We start from the raw sequence: 14,643 nt of genomic DNA, 5'->3' as shown, positions 1-14,643 counted from the left end.
GTTTTTTGGACAGAAAGCAATGTTTGCTACCGGAAGGTGATTGTATTCAAGCTAAGATTGTGTTAACTAGACCTATATCGACCCTTACTGTTTGTTGGATTACAGGAAGTGCGGGAGCATGTCTGTATTCTGGACATATGCTTTTGTTCCTCTGGGCGGGGGTTACCCTGATCTTTCCGCTTATAGCTTTATGGATGAAAATGCCCATCCGGCATATGGTATTACTTTGGCTTGCATTCAGCGGTGGTGGATTTCATTGGTTTTGGCATGATACGCATAATGTTAGCAGTATTCCCGATGCTCTTCATGTATCGTCTTCTATGGTGGAAGACATGCCTGTTCAAGTAGCAGGGCTTATCGCTTCTAAAGTACAGGTAGATGGTGATCGAACACAGTTTGAGATGAGAGTCACCTCAATCAATCACTACGGAAGTCATTCGAAAAAGGACGAGAATCGTGCACTAATTTCTGAACAGGTCATTGTTCATATCAAGTTGGCTGCCAAGCAGGAACAGCAACTTGCGGCAGCGTGGCAACGTGGAGATGCAGTCGTACTGCGTGGCACCTTAAAGGCTCCTACAAAAGCGGGGAACTTTGGTAGCTTTGATTACAGTGAATACCTGCACACACAGGAAATCCACTGGCTTTTCAAAGGCGATGGGGCAGCTTCGTTACAGAAGCAGGAGGCTTCACTATGGAACCGCTACACTTTGTTCAGATGGAATGATCAGCTAAGGGAGCAACTAGGGCAGAGAATGGAATCGGCATTTACATCACTTCATCACGCAGGATATATGAAAGGACTGGTGCTTGGGGTAACAGATGAGTTGGACCCAGCAACGTATAACGAGTTTACGAAGCTTGGTTTAACGCATATTTTAGCAATATCGGGCATGCATGTGGCGGTATATGCAGCTACACTATTATATTTACTCAAGCTACTAAGAGTTAGCCGCGAGACATCTCTTACAGTCGTTTTGATACTCATTCCGGCTTATGTCCTGCTGACAGGTGCTTCTCCCTCTGTTGTGAGGGCGGGAATTATGGCGATGATCGGCTTGTTTGCAGCCCGACGAGGTGTGCTCAAAGACGGACTTAATATTTTAAGTATATCCGCGTTGCTCATGCTGATTTGGAATCCATATTATCTACTTAGCGTCAGCTTTCAGCTTTCCTTTTTGGTGACAGGTGGGTTGCTCATTTATATGCCGCTTATGAAGCCGTTTTTCGCCAAATGGCCTTTCCTAATCGGAGGTGAGGTTGCGATTACAATTACGGCACAGCTTGTTTCGTTTCCAATGACGGTATTCTACTTTAATCAATTTTCGCTGTTATCATTTGCGGCCAATTTTGTGCTTGTACCCCTTATTACATATATCGTGCTTCCAATAGGTACGGTGGCGATGGGGCTTTCCTTTTTGTGGGGGGATGGGGCTCGTATTCTTGCGTGGCCGGCAGAGCAATTGAACGAATTGACCTTTTTACTAGTGAAATGGCTGAATGTGGATGATGCTTATGTGAGTATTTGGCCGTCTTCCTCCATCCTGTGGGTCATGGCGTATTACGCAGCTCTGTATAGTGTTCTGTACTGGCTTAAAACGTGGCTGACATCTCGCAGGCAAACAGACGATAATTCTGTTTTGAATTCCACTCCCATATCATCACCCGTGTATACGGGATTAGCGGCTTCTGCCGAATGGGCTGCTATTTTGAATACAGCTCATGAACCTGAGGGAGCAGGGGAATTTGCGCGTCGACAGTGGAATGGTTATCGTCATTTGGCACTGGCTCTAAGTGTTATCGCCTGGCTTGGGATATTGTATACAGGTTACCAATCTCCTAGTGGAGGAAATACGGGAACTGTTCAATATCTGGATGTGGGCCAAGGTGACAGCATTTTAATTACCACGCCGGGCGGGAAACATATTTTGGTAGATGGCGGGGGTACAATGGACTTTGCTACAGGGAAAAATGCTTGGCGCAAACGCGCAGATCCCTACGAGGTAGGTGAAGATACGATTGTGCCCTTGCTAAAACAACGAGGTGTACATCGGCTGGACGCTGTCATTTTAACACACGGAGATCATGATCATGCCGGAGGACTACAGGCTGTGCTTGACCAGATTCCCGTATCTACCTTGTTTTTTAATGGTACCCTGACAGATAAAGCCCCATTCCGTAAGCTGTTGAACACGGCTTTAGACAAGCAGATTAAGCTGTACGGTGCACATCATAGTATGGAATGGGAGCCAGACCAGGCTACGAAAATCCGCTTTCTCTATCCGTTTACGCTACCGGAGGACGAATCTGAGCAGTTGCCTGTTATGAAGGAGCAAAATCATTACTCTGTTGCCATGATATTGGAGATGGAGGGAGCCTCTTTTTTGTTCACAGGAGATATGGATGATGCAGCAGAGTCGTCGTTGCTCTCTGAATTAACTCGTTTTTCATCAAGTGTGAAAGATAAGGGCGCAACGGGGGCTGTCGGGAAAGCTGTAGATGTCATGAAAATAGCACATCACGGTAGCAAGTATTCCACCTCGGAAGAGTGGTTATCCTACTGGCGACCGAAAGTATCCGTTATTTCGGTCGGTGCGACCAATACTTACGGACATCCGAATGAAGCGGTATTGGAACGTTTATCGGCAGTTGATTCTGCTATATATCGAACAGATACGATGGGAGAGATACAGATTCGAGCACAGCAAGGAAAACTGAGTGTGCGCTACCAACGCAAACAGTACAAAACAGATACTAATACAACAACATACTAAAACGGGTGCTCACTCTCAGGAGTGGGCTGTTTGCTTTGAATCCAATCTGCATGGACAGTAGCTGTAAGCTTTGATAGAATCATATGAGTAATGAAAATGAGAATCATTATTAACGGGAGGAATATTGTGAGTTATTTTAAATTTAGAGCATCAGCTTGTTTGTTCATCATTTCGTTAATGCTGGTATTGAGTGCATGCGCTACAAGTGGGGGTGGGACTGTAACAGAAAGCGGTCAATCGACTGCTTCCAAGACCACATCAATTGGAGATGAGGCTGCCACACGTACATATGAAAGTGATAAAGGTACAATTACTCTTCCTGAGCATCCCCAGCGTGTCGTAGTGGCAGTCGGTGATTATGTAGGTGATGTGCTAGCACTTGGTATTACACCTGTAGGGGCTCCAGATACCGTATTTAATGCTCCATATTATAAAAAATACTTGAATGGTGTTGAAAATATCGGTGACAGCTCCGCATTGTCCCTTGAAAAGGTAATCACCCTAAAGCCGGATCTGATCATTACCTATGATGAGAAAGCATATGAAAATCTGAAAAAAATAGCGCCTACAGTGTTTATCCCATATGGTAAATATCAATATAAGGACCGTCTGATGGAGCTGGGCAAAGTGTTAAACAAGGAGCAGGAAGCGAAGAATTGCCTGGCTGATTTTGCAACCAAGATTGCTGAGAAGAAACAGGCTTTGTCTGACGTCATTGATTCGGGTAAAAAAATCGCTATTTTTGAGATTACAGGAAAAGAATTATATCTATATGGAAAATCTTATGGACGTGGAGGAGCCATACTTTATGATGAGCTGGGACTTCATGCTCCTGAGAAGGTAGAAAAGGCAGCGTTCGAGAAGGGGTGGGCCAGCATTTCAATAGAGGCTTTACCGGAGATGCTGGGCGATGCCGATTTTTTAATGTTGGGTATTCGAGGCGACGGAGCAGACCAAGGAAAAGATATTTTATCTAAAAGTGTGTGGAAGAACCTTTCTGCCGTTAAATCAGGTAAAGTATATCAATACTCAATCGACGATTTTTATTTTCAAGATCCGATTGCTCTGACTTATCAATTAGAACTCATATCTGATTTTTTGGTTTCCAAGAAGTAACAATATGATCTTGCAGCTCGAAGGCTAGCATTTAGATGTATGTAGGAGCTAGGGGAAGGTGACTACCTTCCCTTTTTCTGTTATTCTAAGGGAGGATATGCTGGGGATTCTGGGCTTTTTGGTATAATTTTTTTTGTTAAAAAAATAAAATTAGTGTCAGACGTCTATCCTGCAACAATTTGCAAAATGGATACGTCTGTAATATTGCAGGGAGAGGGGGATCCTTTGTGGTAGAGCAGGGACTCATTCGAGCCGCTCAATCGGGCGATCGCGACGCTCTCATTACCCTATTAAGAGAGATAGAACAGCATGTGTACCGTACGGCATATTACATTCTAAACAATGAGCAGGACGCCATGGATGCTTCGCAAGAAGCCCTCATACGGATCTATTCCAAAATTAACTCTTATGAGGAAAAAGCGCAGTTTAAAACCTGGGTCCAACGTATTGTAACGAATATATGCATCGACAAATTCAGAAGAACGAAACCCTCGGTTTCCATTGACGAGCACGACATGATATTCAACGATCCCCAAAATGTGGAGGTCGAGGTGTTGACCTCTTACATGGCACAGGATGTTCGTGAGGCTATACAACAGCTTCCGGAGCACCACCGGACGGTAATTGTCTTAAGATATCTGCAGGATTTTTCCTATAACGAGATTGCAGATTCTCTGGATTTGCCGCTAAATACGGTCAAGTCATACTTATATCGTGCAAGACAGCAATTGCAAGGGCTACTTCAGGAATATCAGAAAGGTGGTGTATCAGGATGAAGTGTGGGGAAGAGGTGATGGATTGGATGCAGCGTTATGTGGATCATGAGCTGGGCGAAGAAGAAACGTCCCAATTAATGAACCATATTGCGACTTGCCCGGACTGTGCGGAAAAATTTCTTATTCTTCAGACACTCTCTCGCGAGCTGGAGGAATTGCCTGCGGTTTCCCCGGCGTTCAGCCTGGTGGATTCCATCATGCCTCAGCTTGATGCCATTGACCGCGCACGTGAAGAGCAGGGAAGTGCGCTTCAGGAAATGCAGCCTGTGACTGTAGAGCCTGGACCAGTGCCTAGACAGCGTACCCAGCCTACACCTTGGTGGAATCGAATGGCTGGGCGCGCTGCGATGGGCGTGGCTGCCGCTGCTGTTGTGCTGGGGATTGTAGTATTTAACTTCGAGCCTAAAACAGTGCAGGATGCGGAAGGCATACTTACAACCCAGTCGCCCGAAGTGACGAATCCGCAAAATCAGACGGAAACTCTTCCAGATACAGCCAATGGCAGTGAAGGCCGTGATGCAGCCATTGGTTCGGATTCTACACAGCAGCCGTCAGAGCAGGGGCAAGGAACGGATGCATCTCAGCCACCTGCGGATAAAGAACCTGACCTGAGCAAACAAGGTGCAACCAATGCAGACGATGAAAAGAACTCTTCCAAACGGGATGCTGGGAAACGTGACGATCAGCGAGTTGGGGAGGAAGATTCGACGAAATCTGCACCAGCTGAACGTTCTTCTCGTCAGAAGGAAGGGCAGGGACAGCTACGTACGGATCGTCAGATGACAAAGGAAAGTCCGTCTGCTGCAGATGCTTCTAAATCTGAGGACAAACAGTTAAGTCAGGAAAAATCTGATCAACCCACGATTGCTCCTGATGAACAGTTAGAACCGAAAATGGAAAAAGCGCCCCTAGCGGGTACGGGTACGGCTCAGGACGGTAATAACGATAGCACGAGTACGAATGATTCATCTTCGTCGCTTAGTCAGGAATTGAAGGTGCAGGAGCGGATTGCGTCAAACGAAACGTCGAAAGACACGACTTCCAAAAGCATCACTAAGGATTCGGGGAATGCCTTGGGAACGGATAGCAGCAATGCAGCTTCTAATGATCAGCAATCATCCGTGTCACAAGACCCGGTTCGTAAAGAAGGCTTTGTATCTAATTCACTGGTCTCTCCAGACAACGATAATGCTTCCAGCTATAGTGCCCAATCCGCATCTACAGATCAGCTCAACTCGCCTGATGGTAGCTATGCGGTGGCTATTGAGGGCAAAAAGCTGAAAGTGTATAAGCTTTCCGATAACGGTGTAGACCGAACAACCCTGGAAGTCCGTACTTTAAAAGGTGCCTGGGTCAAAGGAAGCTGGTCAGAAGACAGCCAGACCTTTATGTATGAGACGGAGCAGGATGGGACAGCAAGTAAATATACGTACACCGTCCCGCGCAGCACTGGAAAATAGTTTCCGTAAGTTGACACACTTTTAAAAACAGAGAATAAACTATATGAACCGACGTCGTATCCCGACGGCCGAAAGTTTCTAGAGCTTTCTGCTGCCGTGTTGATATAGATGGTGGTGAAGGGATCCTGCCTATAGGCAGGGTCCCTTCGTTTGTATCATGACTTGCCTTCCGGTCGGATGTCGGGTACCATCATTGGGTGGGGGGAGAACGGAAAATGGATGTAAAAACAGCCTCTAAGGCTATTCGCAAAGGCGACATTTCGCCAGTGTATTTGCTATACGGCAGTGAAAAATATCAAATGAAGCAGTTTGTTGAGATGCTTAAAGAGAAAGTGGTGGAAGAGGAGCACCGTGACTTCGCCATCATTCCTTATGATTTAACCGAAACGCCCATTGAGGTGGTCGTGGAGGAGGCGGAAACAGCGCCTTTTCTGGTACCAAAGAAGCTGATTATTGTACGGGATACCAGTGTATTTGCAGCAGGCAAAGATAGCGGTAAGATAGAGCACCGGCTTGAGACGCTGTTGACTTATATGGATAACCCGACTGACTATAGCGTCATCGTTTTTACGGTTCAGGCTGAAAAGTTGGATGAACGGAAGAAGATTGTCAAAAAACTGAAAAGTGATGCTTCGGTTATTGCTTTTGCTCCAATGGGTGGAGATGATCTTGTGGCTTGGATTCATAAGCGTGCAGGAGAAAGAGAAGTGCAATTGGCAGCAGGAGCTGCTGAAAGCCTCATTCAATTCACAGGTACCGGGCTGCAATCCTTGGCTGCCGAGATAGACAAGCTCTGCTTGTACGCAGGAGCACAGGGAACCATCTCATCTGCTGATATAGAATCCCTGGTGCCTCGCAACACAGAGCAAAACGTATTTGCGATGGTTGAGGATCTGGCTAATTTGCGGCTGGATAAGGCACTCAGTATTTTCTATGAGTTGCTTAAGCAAAAAGAGGAACCGATCAAGATTGCCGCTTTGATCACGCGCCAGTTCCGTATTATGTTGCAGGTCAAAGAGCTGGCAGGTCAAAGCTATTCCCAGCAACAAATTGCGAGTCAGCTTAGTTTGCATCCTTATGGAGTGAAAGTTGCAGGAGACCAAGCGCGGAGGTTTCGCCCTGAGCAGCTGCGTCAGCTTCTCTACGAATTGGGCGAGCTGGATTATCATATGAAAACAGGTGTCGTTGATAAGGTACTGGGACTGGAATTATTTTTAATGAAAATGGGTGCGGGGGCTTCAATCTAATTCCCTCCATGTGCTGTTATAGAGTCAGCTAATGTATCGTGAAAAGCTGACTCTATAAATTAATAAAAGTTATAAACTAAAAAAACCTGATCAGCCAAGGCTGGTCAGGTTTTTTTCATTAACGTATGAAAGTAGCTCTTGCTTACGCTTGAGCTGTAAGAGCGTTAAGTTTTTTCGCCAAGCGGGATTTCTTGCGAGCAGCTGCATTTTTGTGGATCAGACCTTTAGTTACAGCCTTGTCCAGCTTTTGGGAAGCTACTTTGAAAGCAGCAGCAGCAGTTTCAGCTTCGTTACCTACCAACGCTGTATCGGCAGCTTTTACTGCTGTACGAAGCGCAGATTTTTGGGAAGCGTTCAACGCACGGCGTTTGTCGCTAGTTTTAACGCGTTTGATAGCGGATTTGATGTTTGGCATTACATTCACCTCCTGTAAAGGCATTACTTATGAACACAAACGTTTCACAACTTAAAATATTTTAGCATGCCACACCTCAAATTGCAATAAGAAAACATTCTGAGGCGATGCGAATTACAGGATGAAAATGGATGTGCATAAACCTGTTGGGTGTCTCGCACACTATAGTCAAAGATGGTATCCAAGGAGGCTTAAAAGATGGATCTGGATTTGCAGAAGTATGCGGTACGCACGGATTTGGCATTAGAGGCAAGAGAACTGGCCGAACGGGATCAGCCTGTACCTCTGGCGGGCATAAGTGAGAATGTGGAGGAAGATAACGGAATCAAAATCACACGGCTGGATGTACTGAATGAAGAAGGAGCCAACCGTATTGGGCGGGTGCAAGGACATTACGTCACACTAGAAGTACCCGGCCTGCGTGAAGGCGACACGGGGCTCCAGCAACGTGTCGCTATTGCATTTGCAAAAGAAATGGAGCATTTTATACAAAAAATAGGAATCTCTAATACGGCAAAGGTACTGGTGGTAGGTCTGGGCAACTGGAACGTCACTCCCGATTCGCTGGGTCCGCTTGTCGTTGAAAATTTAATGGTGACTCGTCAATTTTTTGAACTGACACCTGATCAAATCAACCCGGGCTATCGAGATGTGAGCGCAATTGCACCGGGCGTTCTGGGTATTACGGGGATCGAGTCCAGTGAAATTGTTCAAGGCATCGTGGATCGCACAAAGCCAGAACTGATTATTGCCATTGACGCTCTGGCGTCACGTTCACTGGAGCGCGTCAACACGACCATTCAGGTGGCCGATATCGGGATACATCCAGGTTCAGGTATTGGCAACAAGCGGCGCGGTATCACCAAGGATATTATGGGCGTTCCGTGTATCGCTATCGGCGTACCAACGGTATGCTACGCTTCGACCATTGTCAATAACGTAATTGAACTGATGAAAACACATTTTACCAAAGAAAAGGCTTCTACAAAAGCAATCCTGGGGATGTTGGACGATATTTCAGAACCTGAGAGACTTGGGCTTGTGAGAGAGGTCCTACAACCGCTGGGGCATGATCTGATTGTGACTCCTAAAGAGATCGATGAATTTATTGAAGATATCGCGAACATTATTGCTACTGGATTGAACGCTGCTCTGCACGAAGCTGTTGATCCTGGCAATGTCGCCGCCTATACGCATTAATCAAGGGTTGGTAAAATCGTATTTCATACACAAAAGTCTCTATTTAACAGGAATCTAATCTCTTTCAAAAGGGAGGTGATATACCTGTAGTAGAGATTTTTTGTGTTCTAGCAATTGTTCTCCGTTCATAGAGTTGAAGTATAAGAGATTTCTGCAGCAGATAGGAACCCTATGTTCCTAAATAAAGCGGGTTTCGACGGGACGAAGGAGGACAAGGCTCACATGAAAAAAATTCAGACCTGGAACGTCGGAAGATGGAGAAGAAAAGGTATCGAAATTTTGGCGATGGGACACACGCTTGTGCTGCTGATCATGGGCTCGGCGCTTTTATTTGTCGTTTTGGGGCTAGGGGAATTGGCAGAAAATCGTCTACAAACCTCTCCCGTTTCTTCCATGAAAGGATTGGCAGGATCGGTGTCCAGCGGTTTTTTCGCGGATATGCTAGGTATGGAAGTACCTCATTTGGCACAAAAGAAGCAGCAATCTTCGTTGTCGGGTGAACAATGGTCGCCTTTTGTTTTTCAAATGCTTACAGGTATTAATCCACAGGACCCTAAAAGTCTCATTTCTCGTGAGATTCCTGGTATGTCTGCAGGAGCACCTGTCTTGCTGCGCAAGGGTTCGGGGAACACCAAGGTAGAGGGTCCTACGGATTATCAGCCCGATCAGGGGACGACGGATGCCCCTGGTGGCTCAGATACATCTGAGAATCCACCGACTACTACGCCGGATATTCCGACAACACCGGAAACAGACCCGGTACGTGAGGATCATCCAGGTGATACAGCCAAAGGGGACAAGCGTATATTAATCTACCATTCTCATCCCAGAGAAGCATATAACCCACTACTCAGCAAAACCAGTTCCAATCCTAATTCAGGTTCTAAATCAGCTAATGTGTCAAGGGTAGGGGACTTTGTAAAGAAGAGGCTGGAAAAGCAAGGGATATCCACATTGCATGTAAACAAGGATTATGCCACTACAGTTCAAAATTACAATTGGAACTACTCCTATAAATATTCACGCGAAACAGTCAAGGAAGCTTTAGCTGGAAATAAAGGTTTAACTTATCTGCTTGATATCCATCGAGATTCACAACGTCACGGAAAAACAACAGCAACCATTAATGGGCTTTCATATGCCAAGGTATATTTTATTATCGGGCATGATAACAAAAATTGGCGCGAGAATGAAGCTTTTGCTGCTCGTATTCATGAAAAGTTGGAAAAATCGTATCACGGCGTATCACGTGGTGTATGGGGGAAAGATGGTGGCAAAGGCAATAACGGTGAGTACAATCAAAGCTTGTCTTCCCACAGTATTTTGATCGAAATCGGAGGTATTGACAACACCGAGGAGGAGTTAAAACGTACCTCGGACGTTTTGGCGGACATGATCGGTGAAGTGTATTGGGAAGATCAGAAAGCTCAGAAAGCGGGCACTAACGTATCGGATACAAAAAAGAGCAACAGCGGCAATTAAATGAGGTAGCGGTAAGGGGGAAAGGTAATGTCTGGACATTTTCGTAAGAAAGCACTTGGATTTGTACTGCTCATGGGGGCAGGCATTCTACTCGGTATGCAACTGGCAGGATCTGGCCTGCGTTCAGTGTATGGACCGGAATGGAACGGGGATACGTTTCAATCGGTAAATCAACAGAAAGTCGGATATGAACAGACGGTTATTGAGGATACACCCGCAGCTAACACTCGTGCATATAGCGGTACTACGTATAGCACAAGTGGAAATGTTAAGGTTGAGCCGACAACGGGAGCGGGTATAAACGAAGCTAGTGGAAGGGAAGAAAATGAGGAACAGACGGAGCACGGGGCATCCAGGTGGTATTCGACGACTGCGCAGCATGTCAATACTCAGGGCCTGGAGACACCGCGTGAACTGCTGGCCGTCAAGGAACAGCAAGCCTCGGTGGATACCATGGCAGACAAAACAGCTGGGTTGCTTCAAAACCTGTCGAGACAGGGCATTCGATGGGTCGTATCTGTATTTGATGGAGTAACAGAATAGAAATATTGCTGACCCCCCTTACAACTGCTATAATAAGCTGATTGACACTAGGCATTGTGTGGGGGTAAGGCATGACTGACATTTTGGCAAGACAACGTAAAATTCGGAACTTTAGTATCATTGCACATATAGACCACGGTAAATCCACGCTGGCTGACCGGATTTTAGAATATACCGGTGCACTCACTTCTCGTGAAATGCAGGAGCAAGTGCTTGATCAGATGGAGTTGGAACGGGAGCGCGGAATTACGATCAAGCTCCAGGCAGTGCGACTCACTTATAAGGCCGATGACGGTGAAGAGTACATTTTGAATTTGATTGATACACCGGGACACGTCGATTTTACGTATGAGGTATCCCGTAGTTTGGCAGCCTGTGAAGGTGCTTTGCTGGTTGTAGACGCAGCGCAGGGAATCGAGGCACAGACGTTGGCTAACGTATATTTGGCGTTGGATAACAATCTGGAGATTTTGCCGGTGCTTAACAAGATTGATTTGCCAAGTGCTGATCCTGAACGGGTAAAACAGGAAATCGAGGATGTTATCGGCTTGGATACAAGCGAGACCGTACATGCTTCAGCCAAAGCTGGAATCGGTATCAAGGAAATTTTGGAGCAGGTAGTCAGAAGTGTGCCTGCTCCACAAGGTAATCCGGATAATCCGCTCAAGGCACTCATTTTCGATTCGCACTATGATCCTTATAAAGGCGTTATCGTATATGTTCGCGTCGTGGATGGTAGTATCCGAGCCGGTTCGAAAATTAAAATGATGGCGACTGACAAAACGTTTGAGGTTATTGAAGTTGGTGCTTTTATGCCGCGTATGAACATCGTGGACGAGCTGAATATCGGTGATGTTGGCTTTATCGTTGCCGGAATTAAGCATGTGGGCGATACGCGTGTCGGGGATACCGTGACAGATGCAAAAAATCCAACATTAGAACCGATGCCAGGTTATCGCAAAATAAATCCGATGGTTTATTGTGGTCTGTATCCAATCGAAACATCGGAGTATAACGATCTGCGTGAGGCGCTTGAAAAGCTACAGTTGAACGATGCTTCGCTCAGTTTTGAGCCGGAAACATCAAGCGCGTTGGGCTTTGGCTTCCGTTGCGGATTCCTTGGTCTGCTTCATATGGACGTTATTCAGGAACGGATTGAACGTGAATTTAACATTCCGCTGATTACAACAGCACCAAGCGTTATTTACCGCATAAAGTTGACGAATGGGGAAACGATCCAGATCGACAACCCATCGAATTATCCGGAAATCGGACGGATTGAACATGTGGAAGAGCCCTATGTAAAAGCAGGTATTATCGTCCCTAATGATTACGTAGGTACGGTGATGGAGCTTTGTCAAACCAAGCGTGGAGAATACGTAAATATGGAATACCTGGATACGACACGGGTAACCATTACGTATCAAATTCCGCTGTCTGAAATCGTATATGATTTCTTCGATCAGCTTAAATCAAGTACCAAAGGCTATGCTTCCTTTGATTATGAGATTTCAGGCTATCGCCAGTCCAACCTGGTGAAAATGGATATTTTGTTGAATGGCGAGCAGGTCGATGCGCTGTCGTTCATCGTGCATAGAGATCGGGCTTATCATCGCGGACGTATTATCTGTGAGAAGCTGCGCGAGCTAATCCCGCGTCAAATGTTCGAGGTGCCGATCCAGGCATCTGTGGGAACAAAGGTTGTGGCGCGTGAAACCGTTAAGGCGATGCGTAAAAACGTCTTGGCCAAATGCTACGGCGGCGATATTTCTCGTAAACGGAAGCTGCTTGAAAAGCAAAAAGAGGGCAAGAAGCGTATGAAGCAGGTCGGTAACGTAGAAGTACCACAGGAAGCATTTATGGCGGTACTGAAAATAGATGAGTAAAGCTGCTTGAAGTATTCGTCCATTCTTTCATGGGGCATTTGCCGTGCATGGAGAATGGACGTTATTTATTTGAGCAAGCTATCCAGAGATGGAGTGTTTGTTATCTCAGTTGCAAAAATAGTATAACAACAGCATCTTTAGCGTATTTCTAAAGATGCTTTACTCTTACTGCAACACCTACACCACAAAAAAATGACCGATGGTGGTAGGCAGCAGCGGAGTGGATGGAATCGTTCTGAAGAAGCGTTAGCGTTCGCCTTTATCCCCGGATTTTACCCTATTAAGTTTATTTAGAAAGAAAAAATCCGGGGGTAACAGCGATCGGAAGAATGATCCATCCACGGAGCGTTCTCCCCCTCTTCGCCATTTTTTCAATCACCACACTCTGAATTGACAAGGAGGATCGGTATGACCGCATCCATACAAAAACATGAACATTCATCCGCCCCTCAAGCGGTTTACCTGCATATACCTTTTTGCACGAATAAATGCTTTTACTGTGATTTCAACTCTTATGTGCTCAAGGATCAACCTGTTATGGAATATCTGTATGCACTGGAACGAGAAATGGAACATACAGTCAAGCTTCACCCGCCAGGAGAGATTAAAACCATTTTTGTCGGGGGTGGAACACCAACAACCCTAAACCCGAAGGAAATGGAATATTTTCTGAAGAGTGTCCGAACCTATTTCCCACATTGGGCGGAAGATATTGAGTTTTCCATGGAAGCCAATCCAGGCACCACTGATTTTGAAAAACTCTCTGTGATGAAAGAAGGCGGCGTCAATCGACTGAGCTTTGGTGTACAGGCTTTTCAGAATGAGCTACTCACAGGCATAGGTCGTATTCACAGTACAGATGACGTATATCGTAGTTTGGAAAACGCCCGTAAGGTCGGCTTGGACAACCTGTCGATTGACCTGATGTTTGGTTTGCCGAATCAAACGGTGGACATGCTGCATGAAAGCGTGAGTAGAGCACTAGAGCTGGAGCTTCCTCATTACTCTATCTACAGCTTGAAGGTTGAAGAAAACACGCTCTTCCACACGCTGTATCAGAAAAATCAGCTACCGCTTCCACACGAGGATGATGAATTGGAAATGTATTTACTTCTCATGCGTCGCATGAAAGAAGCGGGTTATGAGCAGTATGAGATTAGCAATTTCGCAAAACCAGGCTTGGGGAGCAAGCACAACATGACCTATTGGCGAAATGAAGACTATTACGGTCTCGGCGCAGGGGCACATGGATATGTTGGCAGAGAACGTCATATGAACATTAAGGGTATTAACCCTTATGTGGAGGCTAGTCGTAATGGTTTGCCACGTCTGGATAGCTTTGAGGTGCCAGCGGCGGAAGCTATGGAGGATTTTCTTATGGTCGGTTTGAGAATGCTAGAGGGCGTTTCTAAGTCCCGCTTTGAAGCTCAATTCGGTCAGGCGTTGGAGGATACATTTACTGCTCCTCTCGGAAAAATGCTCAATGCCGGGTTAATCGAATCCATTGAGGACGGTTATCGTTTGAGTGAACGCGGCATTTTATTCGGAAATGATGTATTTGCAGAGTTCATCGGTTCTATCACGGTAAATTCATAAGTCGTAGGCTTCAGTACAGTACGTTTCAACTTTATAAGCTGGGACGATCATTTTATAACACCATTCTGTCACAGCAGGGTAAATGGAGTATTGCGATTCTATGCGTTATGTTGTATATTTATTCATTATATGCGGCAAGCGGCAGGAG

General features: G+C 45.8%; 12 protein-coding genes. 11 read left to right on the top strand and 1 reads right to left on the bottom strand.

From position 1 onward, the window contains the following. Positions 1 to 118 precede the first annotated feature (118 nt). The 6 genes from ACYCSE_RS00690 (at position 119) to holA (ending at position 7,373) form a co-directional block, all read left to right on the top strand. Positions 119 to 271 (top strand): hypothetical protein, encoded by a 153-nt coding sequence (locus tag ACYCSE_RS00690; RefSeq protein ID WP_459702575.1) that lies wholly within the window; start codon positions 119 to 121, stop codon positions 269 to 271. Continuing rightward, entirely contained in the window at positions 201 to 2,774 is a 2,574-nt protein-coding gene (locus tag ACYCSE_RS00685) for a ComEC/Rec2 family competence protein (protein WP_459700818.1), read from the top strand. Before ACYCSE_RS00690 ends, ACYCSE_RS00685 begins: the two co-directional genes overlap by 71 nt. A 126-nt stretch (positions 2,775 to 2,900) precedes the next feature. After that, positions 2,901 to 3,890: an iron-hydroxamate ABC transporter substrate-binding protein gene (locus tag ACYCSE_RS00680; protein WP_061830380.1), complete on the top strand. Its 990-nt coding sequence runs from the start codon at positions 2,901 to 2,903 to the stop codon at positions 3,888 to 3,890. Positions 3,891 to 4,117: 227 nt separating this feature from the next. After that, positions 4,118 to 4,666 carry an RNA polymerase sigma factor gene (locus tag ACYCSE_RS00675; RefSeq protein ID WP_013311184.1) on the top strand — a complete coding sequence of 183 codons (549 nt, stop codon included), beginning with the start codon at positions 4,118 to 4,120 and terminating at the stop codon, positions 4,664 to 4,666. Next, entirely contained in the window at positions 4,663 to 6,126 is a 1,464-nt protein-coding gene (locus ACYCSE_RS00670) for an anti-sigma factor family protein (RefSeq protein ID WP_459700815.1), read from the top strand. The genes ACYCSE_RS00675 and ACYCSE_RS00670 overlap by 4 nt, the downstream gene beginning before the upstream one ends. 215 nt (positions 6,127 to 6,341) lie before the next feature. Then, the gene (gene holA / locus ACYCSE_RS00665) at positions 6,342 to 7,373 is read left to right on the top strand and encodes a DNA polymerase III subunit delta (protein ID WP_029515366.1); all 1,032 of its coding nucleotides are present in this window, start codon (positions 6,342 to 6,344) and stop codon (positions 7,371 to 7,373) included. A gap of 142 nt (positions 7,374 to 7,515) precedes the next feature. Here holA and rpsT read toward each other — a convergent pair whose 3' ends face one another. After that, positions 7,516 to 7,788, bottom strand: coding sequence for a 30S ribosomal protein S20 (gene rpsT, locus ACYCSE_RS00660; protein WP_013311181.1), 273 nt, complete (start codon positions 7,786 to 7,788; stop codon positions 7,516 to 7,518). A 198-nt stretch (positions 7,789 to 7,986) separates the two neighbouring features. On the opposite strand from rpsT, the gene gpr reads away from it, so the two are divergent. The 5 genes from gpr (at position 7,987) to hemW (ending at position 14,495) form a co-directional block, all read left to right on the top strand. Further along, positions 7,987 to 8,988, top strand: coding sequence for a GPR endopeptidase (gene gpr, locus ACYCSE_RS00655; protein ID WP_039272306.1), 1,002 nt, complete (start codon positions 7,987 to 7,989; stop codon positions 8,986 to 8,988). Positions 8,989 to 9,210: 222 nt separating this feature from the next. Continuing rightward, positions 9,211 to 10,470 carry a stage II sporulation protein P gene (locus ACYCSE_RS00650; RefSeq protein ID WP_459700811.1) on the top strand — a complete coding sequence of 420 codons (1,260 nt, stop codon included), beginning with the start codon at positions 9,211 to 9,213 and terminating at the stop codon, positions 10,468 to 10,470. A gap of 27 nt (positions 10,471 to 10,497) precedes the next feature. Then, positions 10,498 to 11,013, top strand: a complete 516-nt coding sequence (locus ACYCSE_RS00645; protein ID WP_459700809.1) for a hypothetical protein — start codon at positions 10,498 to 10,500, stop codon at positions 11,011 to 11,013. Between the two features lie 71 nt (positions 11,014 to 11,084). Beyond that, a complete protein-coding gene (gene lepA, locus ACYCSE_RS00640; protein WP_029515362.1) occupies positions 11,085 to 12,899 on the top strand; it encodes a translation elongation factor 4 in 1,815 nt (604 codons plus the stop codon). Positions 12,900 to 13,307: 408 nt separating this feature from the next. Further along, positions 13,308 to 14,495, top strand: coding sequence for a radical SAM family heme chaperone HemW (hemW, locus tag ACYCSE_RS00635; protein WP_039272303.1), 1,188 nt, complete (start codon positions 13,308 to 13,310; stop codon positions 14,493 to 14,495). Positions 14,496 to 14,643: the final 148 nt, after the last annotated feature.

This window comes from Paenibacillus sp. SEL1, assembly GCF_054602535.1.
This window is presented reverse-complemented; position numbering and strand designations above follow the sequence as displayed.

Bases quoted from the DNA above. Each gene is read 5' to 3' on its own strand.
- ACYCSE_RS00690 (WP_459702575.1), top strand. From the start codon at position 119: ATGTCTGTATTCTGGACATATGCTTTTGTTCCTCTGGGCGGGGGTTAC.
- ACYCSE_RS00685 (WP_459700818.1), top strand. From the start codon at position 201: ATGCCCATCCGGCATATGGTATTACTTTGGCTTGCATTCAGCGGTGGT.
- ACYCSE_RS00670 (WP_459700815.1), top strand. From the start codon at position 4,663: ATGAAGTGTGGGGAAGAGGTGATGGATTGGATGCAGCGTTATGTGGAT.
- holA (WP_029515366.1), top strand. From the start codon at position 6,342: ATGGATGTAAAAACAGCCTCTAAGGCTATTCGCAAAGGCGACATTTCG.
- rpsT (WP_013311181.1), bottom strand. From the start codon at position 7,788: ATGCCAAACATCAAATCCGCTATCAAACGCGTTAAAACTAGCGACAAA.
- gpr (WP_039272306.1), top strand. From the start codon at position 7,987: ATGGATCTGGATTTGCAGAAGTATGCGGTACGCACGGATTTGGCATTA.
- ACYCSE_RS00650 (WP_459700811.1), top strand. From the start codon at position 9,211: ATGAAAAAAATTCAGACCTGGAACGTCGGAAGATGGAGAAGAAAAGGT.
- ACYCSE_RS00645 (WP_459700809.1), top strand. From the start codon at position 10,498: ATGTCTGGACATTTTCGTAAGAAAGCACTTGGATTTGTACTGCTCATG.
- lepA (WP_029515362.1), top strand. From the start codon at position 11,085: ATGACTGACATTTTGGCAAGACAACGTAAAATTCGGAACTTTAGTATC.
- hemW (WP_039272303.1), top strand. From the start codon at position 13,308: ATGACCGCATCCATACAAAAACATGAACATTCATCCGCCCCTCAAGCG.